Annotated in this window: 17 protein-coding genes; 11 read left to right on the top strand and 6 right to left on the bottom strand. The window is 64.6% G+C overall.

Going from position 1 to position 16088, the window contains the following annotated elements; all coding sequences use genetic code 11:
• The first annotated feature begins 98 nt into the window (after positions 1 to 98).
• Positions 99 to 956 carry an alpha/beta fold hydrolase gene (locus tag Q7514_RS06945; RefSeq protein ID WP_330132510.1) on the top strand — a complete coding sequence of 286 codons (858 nt, stop codon included), beginning with the start codon at positions 99 to 101 and terminating at the stop codon, positions 954 to 956.
• A 12-nt stretch (positions 957 to 968) separates the two neighbouring features.
• Complete coding sequence (locus Q7514_RS06950) at positions 969 to 1202, top strand: hypothetical protein (protein ID WP_330132511.1); 234 nt, start codon at positions 969 to 971, stop codon at positions 1200 to 1202.
• Positions 1203 to 1206: 4 nt separating this feature from the next.
• On the opposite strand, the gene Q7514_RS06955 is transcribed toward Q7514_RS06950, so the two are convergent.
• Both Q7514_RS06955 and Q7514_RS06960 read right to left on the bottom strand, forming a co-directional pair.
• Positions 1207 to 2352, bottom strand: a complete 1146-nt coding sequence (locus tag Q7514_RS06955) for a sensor histidine kinase (protein WP_330132512.1) — start codon at positions 2350 to 2352, stop codon at positions 1207 to 1209.
• Positions 2349 to 3047: a response regulator transcription factor gene (locus Q7514_RS06960; RefSeq protein ID WP_330132513.1), complete on the bottom strand. Its 699-nt coding sequence runs from the start codon at positions 3045 to 3047 to the stop codon at positions 2349 to 2351. Before Q7514_RS06960 ends, Q7514_RS06955 begins: the two co-directional genes overlap by 4 nt.
• A gap of 190 nt (positions 3048 to 3237) precedes the next feature.
• Between Q7514_RS06960 and Q7514_RS06965 the strand changes: the two genes are divergently transcribed.
• A complete protein-coding gene (locus tag Q7514_RS06965; RefSeq protein WP_330132514.1) occupies positions 3238 to 3906 on the top strand; it encodes a DUF305 domain-containing protein in 669 nt (222 codons plus the stop codon).
• Between the two features lie 92 nt (positions 3907 to 3998).
• On the opposite strand, the gene nhaA is transcribed toward Q7514_RS06965, so the two are convergent.
• Complete coding sequence (gene nhaA, locus Q7514_RS06970) at positions 3999 to 5852, bottom strand: Na+/H+ antiporter NhaA (RefSeq protein WP_330132515.1); 1854 nt, start codon at positions 5850 to 5852, stop codon at positions 3999 to 4001.
• Positions 5853 to 5954: 102 nt separating this feature from the next.
• Between nhaA and pip the strand changes: the two genes are divergently transcribed.
• Complete coding sequence (gene pip / locus Q7514_RS06975) at positions 5955 to 7007, top strand: prolyl aminopeptidase (RefSeq protein ID WP_330132516.1); 1053 nt, start codon at positions 5955 to 5957, stop codon at positions 7005 to 7007.
• On the opposite strand, the gene Q7514_RS06980 is transcribed toward pip, so the two are convergent.
• Entirely contained in the window at positions 6915 to 7340 is a 426-nt protein-coding gene (locus Q7514_RS06980; RefSeq protein ID WP_132473478.1) for a winged helix-turn-helix transcriptional regulator, read from the bottom strand. The two genes, pip and Q7514_RS06980, sit on opposite strands and share 93 nt — an antisense overlap.
• A 79-nt stretch (positions 7341 to 7419) precedes the next feature.
• Here Q7514_RS06980 and Q7514_RS06985 point away from each other — a divergent pair, with 79 nt between their 5' ends.
• Complete coding sequence (locus Q7514_RS06985; protein ID WP_330132517.1) at positions 7420 to 8286, top strand: SDR family NAD(P)-dependent oxidoreductase; 867 nt, start codon at positions 7420 to 7422, stop codon at positions 8284 to 8286.
• Between the two features lie 27 nt (positions 8287 to 8313).
• On the opposite strand, the gene Q7514_RS06990 is transcribed toward Q7514_RS06985, so the two are convergent.
• Together Q7514_RS06990 and Q7514_RS06995 are read right to left on the bottom strand one after the other, a co-directional pair.
• Complete coding sequence (locus Q7514_RS06990; RefSeq protein ID WP_330132518.1) at positions 8314 to 8979, bottom strand: GAP family protein; 666 nt, start codon at positions 8977 to 8979, stop codon at positions 8314 to 8316.
• Between the two features lie 102 nt (positions 8980 to 9081).
• Positions 9082 to 9837 carry an IclR family transcriptional regulator gene (locus tag Q7514_RS06995; RefSeq protein WP_330132519.1) on the bottom strand — a complete coding sequence of 252 codons (756 nt, stop codon included), beginning with the start codon at positions 9835 to 9837 and terminating at the stop codon, positions 9082 to 9084.
• A 270-nt stretch (positions 9838 to 10107) separates the two neighbouring features.
• Between Q7514_RS06995 and Q7514_RS07000 the strand changes: the two genes are divergently transcribed.
• Genes Q7514_RS07000 through Q7514_RS07025 form a run of 6 tightly spaced genes read left to right on the top strand, consistent with a single transcriptional unit; the run spans position 10108 to position 16086 of the window.
• A complete protein-coding gene (locus tag Q7514_RS07000) occupies positions 10108 to 11169 on the top strand; it encodes an NrtA/SsuA/CpmA family ABC transporter substrate-binding protein (RefSeq protein ID WP_132473480.1) in 1062 nt (353 codons plus the stop codon).
• Position 11170: 1 nt separating this feature from the next.
• Positions 11171 to 12034 carry an ABC transporter permease gene (locus tag Q7514_RS07005; RefSeq protein ID WP_330132520.1) on the top strand — a complete coding sequence of 288 codons (864 nt, stop codon included), beginning with the start codon at positions 11171 to 11173 and terminating at the stop codon, positions 12032 to 12034.
• Entirely contained in the window at positions 12031 to 12828 is a 798-nt protein-coding gene (locus tag Q7514_RS07010) for an ABC transporter ATP-binding protein (RefSeq protein WP_330132521.1), read from the top strand. Before Q7514_RS07005 ends, Q7514_RS07010 begins: the two co-directional genes overlap by 4 nt.
• Positions 12829 to 12839: 11 nt before the next feature.
• Positions 12840 to 13889, top strand: a complete 1050-nt coding sequence (locus Q7514_RS07015; RefSeq protein WP_330132522.1) for an ABC transporter substrate-binding protein — start codon at positions 12840 to 12842, stop codon at positions 13887 to 13889.
• On the top strand, positions 13886 to 14932 hold the full coding sequence (locus Q7514_RS07020; protein WP_330132523.1) for an LLM class flavin-dependent oxidoreductase: 1047 nt from the start codon (positions 13886 to 13888) through the stop codon (positions 14930 to 14932). Before Q7514_RS07015 ends, Q7514_RS07020 begins: the two co-directional genes overlap by 4 nt.
• Positions 14929 to 16086: an LLM class flavin-dependent oxidoreductase gene (locus Q7514_RS07025; protein ID WP_330132524.1), complete on the top strand. Its 1158-nt coding sequence runs from the start codon at positions 14929 to 14931 to the stop codon at positions 16084 to 16086. Before Q7514_RS07020 ends, Q7514_RS07025 begins: the two co-directional genes overlap by 4 nt.
• Positions 16087 to 16088: the final 2 nt, after the last annotated feature.

A 16088-nucleotide genomic window follows, 5' to 3' on the forward strand; every position in this document is an offset into this window, starting at 1 on the left:
TCTGACCGTCGGTGCTGTAGTCGCGGGAAGCCGGCGGGCGCGCGGGAAAAACACGGGACATCGCGCGGGCCGTCGCCGAACCACCTAAATTGATACGCATGGCGATGTGCATGGTCGGGATGGACGACGATGCCACGCTCCGCACGTGGACGACCGGATTGCGTAGATCCGCGCCTCCGGTAGTTCTGCTGCACGGTGGCCCCGGCCTCCCGGACTATCTGCAAGCGGTCGCGCAGATGCTCGACGATGTCACCGTCGTCCACCGCTACGACCAGCGCGGTACGGGCAGGTCGTGCTGGGACGGGCCGCACACCCTCACGCGGCACATTGCCGACCTGAAACTCCTCCTCGACGGGTGGGGTTACGAGCAGGTTGTGCTGGTGGGGCATTCCTACGGCTCGGACCTGGCCAGCTATTTCACGCTCGCGCACCCCGAGCGGGTCGCACGCCTCGTCCACCTGGCCGGACCGTTCACCGGTAACTGGCGTGAGCTCTGCAAGGCGACGGAAGTGTCGCGGCGGACGTACACCCAGCAGTCCAGGTTCGAGATTCTCGACGCCATGGAGGTCCGGTCCGAGGCCGAGGAGATCGAGTTCCTCGCGCTGGCCTGGTTCACCGACCACGCCGACCGACGTCGCGCGTGGCGGTGGGCGCTGGAGGCCGCGCGCATCCGGCGCCCGATCAACTATTCGATGAACAGTCAGTTGAGCGTGGACAAGAAGGCCGACCCCCTCGACGCCCGCCTCGACGAGCTGCGAGAGGTGCTGCCGTCCGGATCGATGATCATCGGCGGTGCAGGAGACCCACGACCGGCTGACGAGCTGACGCGGTTGGGTACCCGCCTCGACTGCGACGTCGCGATCCTTCCGGAAGCGGGGCACTTCCCCTGGCTGGAAGCGCCCGGAAGGTTCAGATCGCTGCTGCGTTCGGCCGTCGAGCAGCCCATCTCCGGATAGTCGGATGGTGCAATGAGCACTACGTGGACAGGTGCGGTCCCGATCGCTCCGTATCGTGGAAGTACCGAACTCTCGGAAACGGCGATAGGTGGGTACACGATGGGTATGTTGAGCAAGGTCCTCAAGACCGGCGTGGCGATCAAGGCGGTCCAGGTCGTCAAACGTGAGGCGTCCAAGCCGGAGAATCAGCGGAAGGCGCAGGAACTGGTGGCGAAGCTGCGTCAGCAACGCCCCGGCCAACGCTGAATGGTCACGCCGGGCGGAGGGGGAGTTCGACGGTGAATCGCGCGCCCTGCCCGGGGCCGTCGCTGTACGCCCGGATCCGACCGTCATGGGCGGCGACGAGCGCGCGGGTGATGGTCAGACCGATACCGCTGCCGCCGTGCACGCGGTCGCGTGCGGTGTCCACCCGGTAGAAGCGGTCGAAGAGATGGTCGAGGTGATCGCGCTCGATGCCGTCTCCGGTGTCGGAGACGATGATCTCCACGTATCCGGCTTCACCCGGTCTGCTCGTGACGGTTACGGCACCTCCTGCCGGAGTGTGCCGTAAGGCGTTGTCGAGGAGGTTTCCCAGTACCTGGCCGAGTCTGTCGGGATCGACCGTCACGGGCGCGGAGTCGTCGAGCCGTGTATGCAAGCCGACGCCCTTGTTCTCGAACTGTTCGCGGACCGCATGGACGGCGGCGGTGACGAGAGCGCCCGTGGTGGTGGGTCTCGGCCGGATCCGGGTGAGGCGTTCTTCGGTGTGGGAGACCGCCGTGATGTCCTGGGCGAGCCGCTCGAGCCGGTGTGTGGCGGTGTGCAGGACGTGCCGAGTGTCGTCGTCGAGGGTGCGGACTCCGTCGTCGAGTGCTTCGAGGTAGGAATCGAGTGTTGCTATGGGCGTGCGCATTTCGTGACCGAGGTCGGCAAGCATGCGGCTGCGGGTGTTCTCCGTGGCCTCGAGGCGGCGGGCGAGTTCGTTGACGCTGACAGCGAGTTCGTCGAATTCTCGACCCAGCCCGGGGCTGTGGACGCGGGTGTCGTAGTGGCCGTCGGCAATGTGTGCGGCCGACGTGGTCACCGCGGTGATAGAGCGTTGGACGCGCCGAGTGAGGTACCAGCTCACGGCCAGCGCCAGTAGTACCGCGATCGCGACCGCCAGTCCCCAGGCGAGGATGATTGCCACGGTGAAGGCCTGCTCGACATGAGATGCTTCGTTCGAATCGTGGTCGATGCCGGCCTGGCCGAGATGATCGTGGAAGATCCCCGGGGCGAGAGCGGACGCGACGAACCACGCGCTGACGGCGCACCCGATTACCACGACGGACAGGGCGATGAGCAGCCGGGTTCCGAAACTCGAGCCGACCGGTGCGCGCTCCGAAGACGAATCATCAACGCCGAAAACAGTATTCAATGTCCTGCTCCCATTCGGTAGCCGACACCGCGGACGGTGCGGACGTAGCGACCACGGGTGGCTTCGTCGCCGAGTTTGCGGCGTAGGTGTCCGATATGGACGTCGACGAGGTGCTCGTCACCGACCCAGTCGGGGCCCCATACCGCGCCGATCAGTTGGGTGCGCGAGACGACGACGCCGGGGTCCCGGGACAGCGCGGCGAGGACATCGAACTCGGTTCGAGTCAAGGATATCTGCGTGCCGCCGACGGTGACCTCGCGCCCGTCGATATCGATGGTCAGGTCGCCGAATGTGCGGATCCGATTATCCCCTGCGGTCTCGATCGGAGGGGCGACCGCACCGCTGGTACGCGGTCTGCGCATCATCGCCTGGATACGGGCCATCAACTCGCGGGGGCTGAACGGTTTCGTCATGTAGTCGTCGGCGCCCACGGACAGACCTATCAGGGTGTCGATTTCCTCGGTGCGGGCAGTGAGCATCACGACGTAGGCATCGGAGAAGGTCCGAACCTGACGACACACCTCGACACCGTCCAAGCGCGGCAGGCCCAGATCGAGGACGAGAACGTCGGGGTCGATCCGGCGGGCAAGCGTGACGGCGTCGACGCCGTCTCCGGTGATCGTGGCCTCGAATCCGTCGCGTTCGAGATACGACCCGATCAGATCCGCCAACGCAGTCTCATCTTCGACAACCATCGCTCGCAACCCGGTGGGAGGACGACTCTCGGGTAATGCATCACCGGCGGTCCCGGCTGTGTGAGAGGGGGGAGTCACGCATCCATCCTTACGGGAGGGCTTTCCTGCCGTCACATCGGTTTCGGTTCTTGATCGAACCTTCATGAAAGCACCACACGAATCCGGGGGAAGTGAGGCGAGAGTGGGGGACATGTTCGAGAGACGAATGCCTGTGTACAAGAAGACCCTCGCCGTCGGGGTTACCGCGTTGGGCGTGGTGTTCGCCGCAGCGGGGTGCGGCGACGCCGACACCGAAGCCTCCTCGAGCATTGCGACGTCGAGCGTCACGTCGCCGGTCGCCTCCTCCGCCGACGATGCGGCGGCTCACGACGAGGCCGACGTGATGTTCGCGCAGATGATGCTCCCGCACCACGCGCAGGCGATCGAGATGAGCAATATGCTGCTGGGTAAAGAGGACATCCCAGCGTCCGTGGCTGCCCTTGCCGAGCAGATCAAGGCAGCACAGGGCCCGGAGATCGAACAGCTCGAGTCCTGGCTCGAGCAGTGGGGGCAGCCCACTTACATGTCCGACGACATGCCCGCGATGAACCACGACATGCACGACGCGGACGGCGGCACAGAATCGATGGAAGGAATGCTGAGCGAGGCGGACATGCAGGCGCTGTCCGAAGCTCAGGGCACCGAGGCCGCCCGTCTCTACCTGACCGGGATGATCGAGCACCACGATGGTGCGGTCGACATGGCGCAGACCGAGATCGAGCACGGGCAATTCCCCGACGCAGTGGCGATGGCCCGCACCATCGTCGACACTCAGCAGCAGGAGATCGAGACCATGCGCGAACTGCTGACCACCCTGTAAAGGAAAGGCATGCAGGTGGAGGAGAGTTCCCCCGCTGCGACGCACGCCCACCGGTGCTCCCCTTCGACACATCACGGGCGGATGTGCTGACCCTACAGACCACGGGCTTCCTCGAGTTTCCGGATCAAGGTCGCCGCATCGAACGGGCCGGTGTGCAGGGTGAGATCCGAACCGGTGGCGCCTACGTAGAACGTCGGGGTCCCGTGCACATCGCTGGATGCGGCATCGAGGTCGTCGTCTTCCACCCGGTGGCGGTACCGCCCCAGCCGCAGGTCGTCCGCGAACCGCTCCATGTCGAGCCCCAACTGCTCAGCGTGTGCGTAGATTTCGACTTCGGTGAGGGCATCGCTGTTGACGAAGAGATGATCGTGCATGTCCCAGAACCGGTCTTGCGCGGCTGCGGCTTCTGCGGCCTCGGCTGCGAAACGCGCATGTGGATGCGCCTCGTCGAGTGGCAGGTGCCGGAAGACATAGCGGAGTTCATCGCCGAAGTGCCCGTGCACCTCTCTGATGCTTCCAGTGGCTTTGCTGCAGAACGGGCACTCGAAGTCGCCGTACTCGACGAGTGTGAGCGGTGCGTCCACCGGTCCGCGCAGGTGATCTCTGTCCGGGTCGACCGGCCGCAACAATACGAGTCCGGTGACGCCCTCCGACGGGTGGCGGCGATCCGCGAGCCTGAACAACACCCAGCCCAGCCCGGTCGCGAAAACGGCTGCGACGAGCACGCCGATGCGGGCATCGTTGGCGGCGTCCGGAGATTCCAGGGCCAGATCCACGATGAACAGAGAGATGGTGAAACCGATCCCGGCGAGGGCGGCGCCCCCACTGACCTGCGACAGCGTGAGGCCCGGCTGGAGGCTGCCTGGGCGCAGCCGGGAGAACGCGGCGGTGGCGGCGGTGATGCCGACCAGTTTTCCCACCACCAAACCGAGAATGACGCCCCATGTGATCGGCGACCGGATCGCGTCGCTCACGGTCTGGCCGGTGACCACGACTCCGGCGTTGGCGAGTGCGAAGATCGGTACCACGAGAAACGCGGTGTACGGCTGATAGAACCGCGACAGCCGCTCGTTGACGGAGACCGCCCGGAGCACGCTGAGCTGCGCGGCGCGCGCATAGTCGGAGTTGGGCGATTGACGGAAAGCCCGCGTGAGCTCACCCGCGCGTTCCACCTCGCTGCGTCTCGGCGGGTAGACGGGAAGGATCAGCGCGATCAGCACCCCGGCGAGGGTGGGATGCACGCCCGATTCGTAGAACGCCACCCAGGTCCCCGCCGCAACGATGAAGTAGGCGATGCCACGCCACACCTCGAGCCGGCGGAACTGCAGGATGAGGAGCAGTCCCACCCCACCCAGCAGCAGATAGCCCAGCCGCAGCTCGTCGGTGTAGAAGAAGGCGATGATCGCGAGTGCGCCGATATCATCGGCTACCGCGAGTGTCAGGATGAACACGCGCAGTCGGGCGGGGCACCGAGGTCCGACCAATGCGAGTGCGCCCAACACGAATGCCGTATCGGTGGAGACCACCACGCCCCACGCACCGGCGGCCTCCCCGCTCGGGTTGAGCAGGAGGAAGAGCGCAGCGGGCAACGCCAGACCGGCGATCGCGGCAACCAGAGGGACCGCGGCCCGCGTGCGGTCGGTGAGTTCTCCTATCGTGAGTTCGCGTTTCACCTCGAGACCGACGACGAAGAAGAACAAGGTCATCACTGCGTCGTTGACCCAGTGTTTCAAGTCGAGACTGATGCCGTAGTCGCCGATCCGAATGGTCAGTGGAGTGTGCCAGAACGCCTCGTACGAGTCGCCCACGTTGGCCCAGACCAGCGCCACCACGGTGGCCATGAGCAGAAATCCGGCCGCCAGTTTGTCGTCGTCAGTGCCATCACGAATCCCGGAGAGGAGCAGCGATACCCGGCGAAGGTTCCCAGGATGCTCGTCGACCGCCATGTGCCTCGCTCCGAAGTCCGCTCTCAGTCGTCCGTCGACGAGCCTATCCCCGAAGCAGGCACCTATCCGGGCGAGCTGGAGCCTTCCTGCGAGACTTGCGTCGTGAGTGATCTCCATCCAGATGTCGAACCTTACGAGTCCGGCCACCTCGATGTCTCGGACGGCAACTCCTTGTATTGGGAGACTGTCGGAAATCCCACCGGCCTTCCGGTGGTCTACCTGCACGGCGGGCCGGGGTCCGGTTGCACCCTCGGTGCGCGGAGGTACTTCGATCCGGCGGTGTTTCGTGCGGTGCTGTTCGATCAGCGTGGTTGTGGGCGCAGTACGCCTCGCGTCGATGATCCATCGGTCGATCTGTCGACGAACACGACCGAGAATCTCATCGCCGACATCGAACGGCTCCGGAACCACCTCGGGATCGACGGGTGGATTGTCGCCGGCGTGTCCTGGGGTGTCACGCTCGGCTTGGCCTACGCCCAGGCCCACCCCGATCGTGTGCTCGGTATGGCCTTGGGTGCGATCACCTCGGGTTCTGCCAAGGAGATCGACTGGATCACCCGCGATATGCGTCGAGTCTTTCCGCGTGAGTGGGAGCGGTTCATCGAGCCGGTGCCGGAGAACGAGCGCGATGGAAATATTGCGGCCGCATATGCACGACTGCTCGCTCATCCTGCCCGTGACGTTCGTGAGCATGCTGCGCTGCGATGGTGCGAGTGGGAAGACACCCACGTTTCGTTGATGCCCGGCTGGGTTCCACAGCCCCGGTATCAGGACCCCGTCTTCCGAATAGTGTTCGCGCGACTGGTCACTCACTATTGGGGCCACGACTGCTTCCTCGTGGATCAGACGTTGTACGACGGGATGGGAGAGTTGGCCGATGTGCCTGCCGTACTCGTCCACGGGAAGTACGACGTGTCCGGCCCGCTCGACACCGCGTGGGAGCTGCACAGGCGGTGGGCGGGCAGCCGGCTCGTCGTCGTCGACGACGCCGGTCATGGTGGTGGTGGCTTCACCAGGCACTTCGTCGACGCCATCAACTCCTTCGCTGAGGGTGGGAGCAGATCAGAGACCATGCACCGATGCGCTATCAGTGCGCGACATCCGGGCAGCGGCGATCTCGGCCCGGTGTTCCACGACCCAATCGGCCAGTGCTGACAGGGGCACCAGCAGGGTCCTTCCGAGCGGTGTGAGGCTGTACTCGACACTCGGGGGCACAGTGGCAAACACCTCTCGGTGGACCAATCCGTCGGCTTCCAGACCGCGGAGAGTGCGGGTGAGCATGCGTTGGCTGATGGTCTCGATCGCGCGATGCAATTCGTTGAACCGGTAGGCGCGCTTACCCAGCAGCACGATTACCAAGACCGACCATTTGTCGCCGACTCGGCGCAGAACATCGGTCACCGGGCACTGCTCGTATTCCTCAGCCGGGACGGGGTCGGGCAGCTGGGCACTCACCATCGAGGGCACATCGGTGTGCGTACCGGACATCGAACTGCCTCCTTCCGCGCACGCGTGTGGTTACCGATGATGGTAGTGCGCACCGAGAGTAACTACCGAAGGAGTGATCATGCCGGAACCGGATCCGACCTGTTCGCGCGTGATCGTCATCAGTGGCGGCACCGACGGGATGGGCCGGGCCCTGGCCCTCGCCCGGGCCGGTCGAGGCGACACCGTTGTCGCCTTGGGCAGCAACCTGGACAAGGGCAGACGGTTGCTCGCCGACGCAGACAAGAGCAGCGTTGCAGGCCGGGTCGAGTTCATCCGGGTCGATCTGTCCAGCGTCGGTCAGACGCGGGCCGCTATCGGTGAGATCATCGCACGCCACGATGTGATCGACGCGCTGGTGCTGTTCGCGAACCGGCAGGCTCCCGAACGAACCACCACCGCGGAGGGATTCGAGCAAACCTTCGCTCTGTACTACCTGAGCCGATACATCCTCGGCTACGGACTCCTCTCGCTCCTGCGTCGCAGTGAAGCCGGCGTGATCGTCAATGTCGCGGGTGTAGGGATGGTGAAGGGAAAGATCCACTGGGACGACCTGCAACTCGAGAACGACTACGGCATGGTGGCCGCGCAACTCCAGGCCGGCCGCGCAAACGACCTGCTCGGTGTCGCGTTCGCGGAACAACCCGACAATCCGGTCCGCTACGTGCTCTACCACCCTGGCTTCACGAGGAGCGGAGACCTCAGCCCCCTCCCCGCTGTGCTGCGCGCATCCCTCAGCGTCGCCGCCCGCCTGGCGGCCCGTCCGATCGCCGAGTCCATCGCTCCCATACACGAATTCATCGACACCCCACCGTCCGCACCGCTCACTGCGATCGACCGCGGCAAGCCCGTCCCCCTCACCCTCCGAACCCTCGACCCCGCCAACGCCAGACACCTTGCCGAAGCGACGAGTTCCCTCCTCGAAACAGTGGATCGGGCACGTCCGTGAGGAGGACCGGGTCGAATGGCCCCTGTCCTACAGTTCCGCGAACCCATTGCCGATCAGTGCCACGCCCAGAATCAGCAGTACCGCCGCCGTGATCGCCACGTTGTGCCGCATCATCCATCGATCGACCGCGGCGAGAGTGCGCTCGGCGCGGCTCGCCAGTACGACTCGAATCACGGCCGGAGCTGCCACGCCCAAGCTCGCCACGATCGCAAAGGCAACCACGGCCACCAGCTGCTCGAGCACCTGTGCAGTCGCGTACGCGATGACCGCTGCGCCTGCTGCGACCAGGGCGATGTTCTTCGGGTTCGCTGCGGCAAGTAGAAAACCCAGACCCACCGCCCGTCGAGCGGTCATGGATTCCGCGGTCGCCATCCACCCGGGCACGGTGGATTCCTCGTCGGACCGCGGCCGAGTGAACCACTTCCTGAGGGCTATCAGGACCAGCACGATCCCGAGTACGAGCTTGACGCCACCGGCCCACCAGGTGGGTTCGTCGGACATGGCGATTACATCCGCCAGTGTGATCACGGTTGCGCCTACGACGAGGAGCCCTGCAATCCAGCCACCGATGAAGGCGTACGACACCTTCGTCGACCGCTTGGTAATCAGTACCAGCGACAGCATCAGCATCGGCAGTGTCGCCAGCAGCAGTCCGACCGCGATGGGCAGTGACTGGCCGATCGCGCTGGTCACGAGTTGCTTCTCGGAGAAATGAGCATCGGCGAATAGTATCGGAGTGCGGTACCGAAGGCCTGGCTCGGTGCGCGAAACCATCGCGGGACACCAGGTTCGGAATCAGAGGAGGACGTCCGCGACCTTGCGCGCGGTGACCTTCGCGAGGTCGACGAAGAATGGAACCCGCTCGTCGATCATCAGCTCGACAGGGCCGCGGAGCCCGAGTGCGAATCGGACCTGTCCTGATTCGTCACCGATCGGTACGCCGATGGTGCGGAATCCGTGCACGAGCTCTTCGTCATTGAACGCGTATCCGCGTTCCCGTGTTCGGGTGAGTTCTTTTCCGAGCTCCACCGGCCCGGAGATCGAACGTGCGGTGCCACTGTTGTACGGAAGTCGGGCCAACTCGTCCTCGCCGGCCTGCGCCCAGGCCAACAACGCCTTACCCAGTGCGCTCGCGTGCAGGGGAAGTCGAAGGCCTTGCAGTTCATGCCCGTCGGCTTCGCGCCAGCTGCTGGTTCCCAGTAGGACGACATCGTTTCCGTGTCGAGTTGCGATGGACGCTTTCGCGCCCGTGATCGTGGCCAGCTCTTCGAGATGTGGTTCAGCGAGGTGGATGCGGTGCTGTCGATAGGCGATCCGGCCGTACTCGGCCAGTGCTGTGCCCAGTCGGTATCGGCTGGGAGAGTCCACCTTGTCCAAGAAGTCCGCTCCGACGAGTGCGGAGAGCAGACGGTGGGTGGTGCTCACCGGCAAGTCCAGTCGCCGGGCGATCTCGGAGACGCCGAGATCTTCGCCGTTGCGGAAGCACGCGAGGACGGACAGAGCGCGCGTGACGGACTGCAGTTGGCCGTTGGCCGAGGAAGTGGGCTCCACGTCGTGACGCTAACACGGAGGATGGCCGATCGGCGCCCAGCTATTCCGCATCATGGAAAACGATTGTTCAGCAGATGTGAACTGCATCTCTGTCGTATGGCGAGATCTATCAGCTGATATCTGCAAATTCTGCTGTTTCCCGGTGGGTGAACATACACCCTGTTCCTACGTCAAGCTTTCCGATCAACGGAAAGGTAAGGGTGGGCATCTCCAACTGAGCCGCCTAGTTTCGCTAGGTACCAGCCCTCTCTCGAATAGGAGCCAAGACCGATGCGTCTCCATCGCCGACCACTCCGAGTGCATGCTGCGCTCGCGATCCTCCCCGTCGTCGCGTTGGTTGCTGCCGCGTGCGGCTCCGGCGGAGAAAGTGTGGACGAGTCCGTGGCGGGCGGTGAACCCACCTTCATTCTCAAGGTCACCGACGGAGGAAACTCCGGCCCGCTCGCAGTGGCCAAGCGTGACGGTACCTTCGACGAAGCCCTCGCCCCGTTGGGCGCGAAGGTCGAGTGGGTCAACGCTCCGCCTTCATTCAGTGCGAATCTCAAGTTGTTCAACGCCGGCGAGCTCGACGTCTCGGGTGGCGCCTACAGTCCGGTCGTCGGAGCGCTCTCGAAGGACGTCGGTGTTCGAATCATCGCCGTAGCCGATCCGGTGGATCAGGATCAGGCCGGCATCATTGCCAGACCGGACTCGGGTATTGCGGAGGTCAAGGACCTCGTCGGCAAGCGAATCGCCGTCAACCCGGCTGCGAAGGGTGAGTACATCACTCTGAAAGCGCTGGAACAGGCCGGTATTCCGTTCGATCAGGTCGAGCGGGTGCCGCTGCAGATATCGGATGCAGCCTCGGCCTTCTCCACCGGTCAGGTCGACGCGTGGGCGTCGTTCAACGACCCGTATGCAGAAGCCAAGGCGCGCGGGGCTATCGAAATCGCGACCGAGGCCACCGTCGGCTCGACCGACAACACAATCGTCGCGTTTCGCACCGAAGTGCTCGAGACGCGGCCCGACATCGCCGCGAAGTATCTCGAGACACTTCAGCAACTGACCGAGCGTCAGCAGGCCGACCCCGAGGACTTCGAGAACGTGTTCGAGGAAGCTGGTCCGCGGGCATTGTCCGGCGAACGACTCGACCGCGCAATCGATCTCGGACGTCGGGCGACAGTACCGCACTACCCGACTGCCCAGGATGCAGCCAACCTCCAGGAAGTTGCGGACCTGTTCTACGAGAATGGAGTGATCACCCGGGCAATCACGGCGGACGACGTCTTCTACCCGCTCGAGGAAAAGCTCGCCGCCGCCGAGAACCAGTCCGCACCGACTCCCGGGAGCTGAGATGGTCATCGTGACGACGCCGCGCACGAACGGCGGGCCCGACCAGAGGCCGGGGGGACCCACCCTCGAAGTACCGCGATACCGATCGGGTCGAGGCAGGCCGCGCTGGGTCTCCATTCCGTTACGATTCCTTGTGCCGGCACTCCTCGTAGTGGTGTGGTGGATCGGTTCGGCGACCGGTGCGATTCCCGAGGAGATCCTCGCCGGGCCGCCGAAGGTGTGGACGGCCTTTGCCGAGCTGTACCAGACCGGACAACTCCTCGATTTCTCGATCGCGTCGTTCAAGCGGGCTGCTCTCGGCGTGCTGTTCGGCGTCGTGATCGGGTTGGTGCTGGGAGTCATTTCCGGGTTGTCCAGCCTCGGTGAGGAACTCGTGGATTCCACGATGCAGATCACCCGTGCGGTTCCATTCCTCGCGTTGGTCCCCTTGTTCATCGCGTGGTTCGGAATCGACGAGACATTCAAGGTGCTGCTCATCGCGGTTGCCACCGTTGCACCCATGTACGCCTACACCTATCTCGGCGTCCGAAACGTCGATCGCAAGATGGTCGAAGCAGCGCGCAGCTTCGGATTGACGGGCTCACGTCTGGTGTTCGAGGTGATCCTCCCGTCGGCACTTCCCGGGGTGTTGATGGCTCTGCGGATCTGCCTGTCCATCTCGATCACCGGTCTGATCGCAGCCGAGCAGGTGGGAACCAGGGAGGGAATCGGATACCTGGTGACTCTTGCGCAGGAATACAACCGCACCGACTACATGGTGCTGTGCGTGGTGCTGTACGCAGTGTTGGGCCTCATCTTCGACGGGGCGGTTCGAATCATCGAACGGTTCTCGATGCCGTGGCGCGGACAGGTGGCGGCCCGATGAGCCCCGAAGCCGCCCTCCCGCCGTTGTCCACACGCACACAGAGCCCGGTATCGGCAACCGCTCGCAGAGAGGGCGAACCGGTCGCGGTGTCGATCACCGGGCTTCACAAGAAGTTCGGCGACAAGGTTGTTCTCGATGGGATCGACCTCGAGATCCGCCGCGGCGAATTCGTCGTGCTCCTCGGTCCGTCCGGAACGGGGAAGACCACCCTGCTGCGGCTACTGACCGGTCTCGAGAAACCGGACAGCGGAGAGGTTCTCGTGCCCTCACGTCGAACAACCGTCTACCAGGAGCCGCGACTGATCCCGTCGAAGCGTGTACTCGGCAACGTCGCCGTAGGGCAGCGCCGCACCGGCGAGACGAAAGAACGCGCAACCCGTGCGCTGGCCGAGGTCAACCTCGCGGGCAAAGCCCGACAGTGGCCTGCGACCTTGTCGGGTGGCGAAGCGCAGCGGGTGGCGCTGGCTCGCGCGCTGGTTCGCGAACCGGAACTGCTACTGCTCGACGAACCGTTCGCGGCTCTCGACGCGCTGACCCGACTACAGATGCAGGATCTGGTCGGTGACCTCGTCGCGCGACACCGGCCGGCAGTCCTCCTGGTAACCCACGACGTCGACGAAGCGGTACGGCTTGCCGACCGGGTGCTGATCCTCGACAAGGGTCGGTTCGCCGTCGATACCGACATCGACCTTGCCCGCCCACGGGACCGCACCGATCCGGAATCCTTGCGCTACCGAGCAGCCTTCTTGGCCGAGCTGGGTGTCGGTCGCACACTCCCCACCACAACCACCTGAAGGAGCACGCGATGACCGCTGTATCCAACACCGTCCTCGACACCCTCTGGTACACGCGTTGTCCCGTGCCTACCGCGAGCGGCTTGGCCCACAGCCTCGGCTGGCTCGGCGAGACCGCCTCCGAAGCGGGGGTCGGGCTGGGGGTGTTGCAGGATGCCGGCCCCGAGCTGGCGCCCCGACACTTCGACCATCAGTTGCTGGGCCTGATCCGCGAGGGCGGTAATGTGCCCGCGCTCGCTGCACGGGCCGAAGGCTCGCCCACCAGGCTGATCGGCCTGACCTGGATCGACGAGGCACAAGCGATCCTGGTGGCACCCGACTCACCTGTTTCCGAGCCGGGTGCTCTGGCCGGGCTGCGGATTGCAGTTCCCGCATGGGCGGAGGACAGAGCACGCAGCTTCCCCCGCGCGATGGCCCTGCACGGATTCGCGAGCGCACTTGCGCTCGGCAGGCTCACCTTGGCCGACGTCCGGCCCGTCGAGGTCGCCGTCGAACGCAATCCGCAAGTACGGGGTGAGGCCGCCACGGGTCGAAGGGTCGCCACCTGGGGAGTTGACGCGCTGCTTGCGGGTGACGTCGATGCGATCTATGTCAAGGGTGCTCGTGCTCAGGAGGTGGCCCGCGAACACGGACTGCGTGTCGCAGTGGATCTGGACGCCACCGGGTCGAAGCGCTCGCGGGTCAACAATGGAACCCCGCGCCCGATCACAGTGCATGCGGACCTGCTGGAATCTCGCCCCGACCTGGTCGTCGGTTTCCTGACTCAGACGCTGCGGGCCGCAGACTGGGCCGCAGGCAACCTCGAGGAGGTCCGCGGCGTACTGGCCCGGGAAACCTTCTCCGGTGCAGAGGGAGTCGAGGCAGCATACGGCAACACTTTCCACCGTGGACTGCACCCGACGCTGTCCGACGAGCGAATCGAACTGCTCGACGTCCAGAAACAGTTCCTCTACACCCACGGCTTCCTTGCCACCGACTTCGATCTCGCATCGTGGGTTGCCCGGGAACCACTGCAGCAAGCGAGTGCGCAGCTCGCCGCCGAACGGAAGGTGCCATCGTGACCGAGTTCCTCTGGGAGCTGCCGACTCGAGGAGACGGGCGTCACGTCGACTCCGTCTCCGAGCACCGCAGCGGATTCGATTTCCTCGATCAGGTCATCCTTGCAGCCGAACTGTCGGGACTCGACGGTGTCGTCGCTCCCTACGATCCGGAAGGGGAAGAGTCGTGGGTGGTGGCCGGCTCGGCTCTGCGGCAGACTCGACACCTACGAGTCGGTGTCGAATTCCATCCTGCGTTCGGGACACCCGTGTATGCGGCCAAGCTGTCCGCAACCCTGCAACGACTCTCGAACGGCCGACTGGACTGGCGGTTGCGCGTCGAAACCGACGCCGCCGACACCGTCGCACGCGGTGACCGGGTCGCCGGCGCTGATCGTTATCGACGGGCAGCCGAATTCCTCACTGTGGCACGGGGAGTATGGAACGACGAGCCCGTGTTGCCCGGACGGTTCGGGGGTACCGGTTTCGAGTTCGACGGCGAATACTATGACGTTGTCGATGGCGGATTCCGTGGCATTCTGTCGGGCCTGCCCTTTCCTGTCGTCTACCTTTCGGGCAATTCGCGCGACGCGATCGAGTTGTCGGCCGAGCATGGCGATGTGCACGTATTCGACGAGACCGCAGAAGGGGTGGACGGTGCGGTGACAGCCTTGCAGGATTCGGCGAACAGATTCGGGCGTACCGTGCGCGTGGGACTTGCATTACCGGTCATCGCCCGTGAGACAGAGGATGAGGCATGGGCGCGGGTACTGCGCCAGTGGCATGAGGTGCACCCGCAGGGTGCCGACACCGAGATCCGGGCGCTTGCGCTCGACGGCGCTCGCTGGTCGGGCTTCGACCGGATCGGCTACAGCCGTTCGGTCGGACTGGTAGGGAGTTATGAACAAGTGGCGCAGTCGCTCTCGGACTACCGGGCGCGCGGAATCGAGATATTCGAGCTGACAGGGCACCCGCACATCGAGGAACTGCACCGAGCGGGGGAACATCTGCTTCATCTAGTCGACCCTGCCGGTCGCACTCTTGTAGGACAGGAGGATCACGCGTGAGCACCGACTTCTACTGGCGCATCGGCATGGAGGGAGACCATGCGTCGTTGCGTACACCACGTCGCTACAACCGTGGTCATGCCGGTGGCCATGGCCCGGGCAACATCGCACCTGCGATCCGCGGCGGCAGGCTGGACGGCTACAGCTACATCGACCATATGGCTGCGGTTGTGAAGGCGTCGGAGTCCGCAGGATTCGTCGGTGGTCTCCTGCCGTCCTTCCCGGTCACCGAAGACCCGTGGGCGACCGCGTCCGCGCTCGCACGAGAGAGCGATACGTACCGCTTCATGGTGGCATTCCAACCGGGCTTTCTGCATCCATTGCAGGCCGCCCGGATGTCGGCAAGCCTCCAGCGTGCCACCGGAGGACGTCTGGTCTACAACATCATCAGTGGCGGCGGTGGAGCACCACAATTGTGGTGGGGCGACAAAGTGCATCACGATGAACGCTATGCGCGAACCTCGGAATTCCTCGATGTTCTGCGCGGAGTGTGGGATGGCGCGCCCTTCGATTACGACGGACAGTTCTTCAGGACCGAGGGTGCATCGCTGCCACCGTTGCTGACGGGCCAGCCCTTCCCCGAGGTGTACTTCTCAGGGTCGTCCGGCGCCGCCGTGGACGCTGCGGGAAGACACTCCGACTACTACCTGTCCTGGCTCGAACCGTTCGACGACCTTCGCACGAAGTTCGACGGAGTCCGTGCGCATTCCGGGAAATCCGGCCGCACACCGAAGTTCGCTGTCCGGATCGATATCGTTGCGCGGCACACCGAAGAAGCTGCGTGGGCGGAGATCGAGAAGGGGTGGGCCTTCGTCGACCGTGAGGCAGCCAACCGGGCGGCGCAGGGCGACTCCGTAGGTGCCGCACGCATCAAAGGCTGGGTGCCGGAGACCATTACCGGCTATCGCGACCTCGAAGTCCAACCCAACGTGTGGTGCGGATTCAGCCTCATTCGTGGCGGACCGGCGTTCGGCATCGTGGGTAGTTACGAGCAGGTAGCCGAACGTCTCGACCAACTGATCGACCTCGGCGTGGATGCGTTCATTCTCGCCGGTAACCCCCACCTCGAAGAGGCCTACCGCGTGGGTGAGGAAGTGCTGCCGTTGCTGCGTCGCACCACGCCCACACCGGTTCGTACGCTTCCCGCCCGATAGGA

Source organism: Rhodococcus artemisiae, assembly GCF_036327795.1.
GTDB classification, from domain to species: domain Bacteria; phylum Actinomycetota; class Actinomycetes; order Mycobacteriales; family Mycobacteriaceae; genus Rhodococcus; species Rhodococcus artemisiae.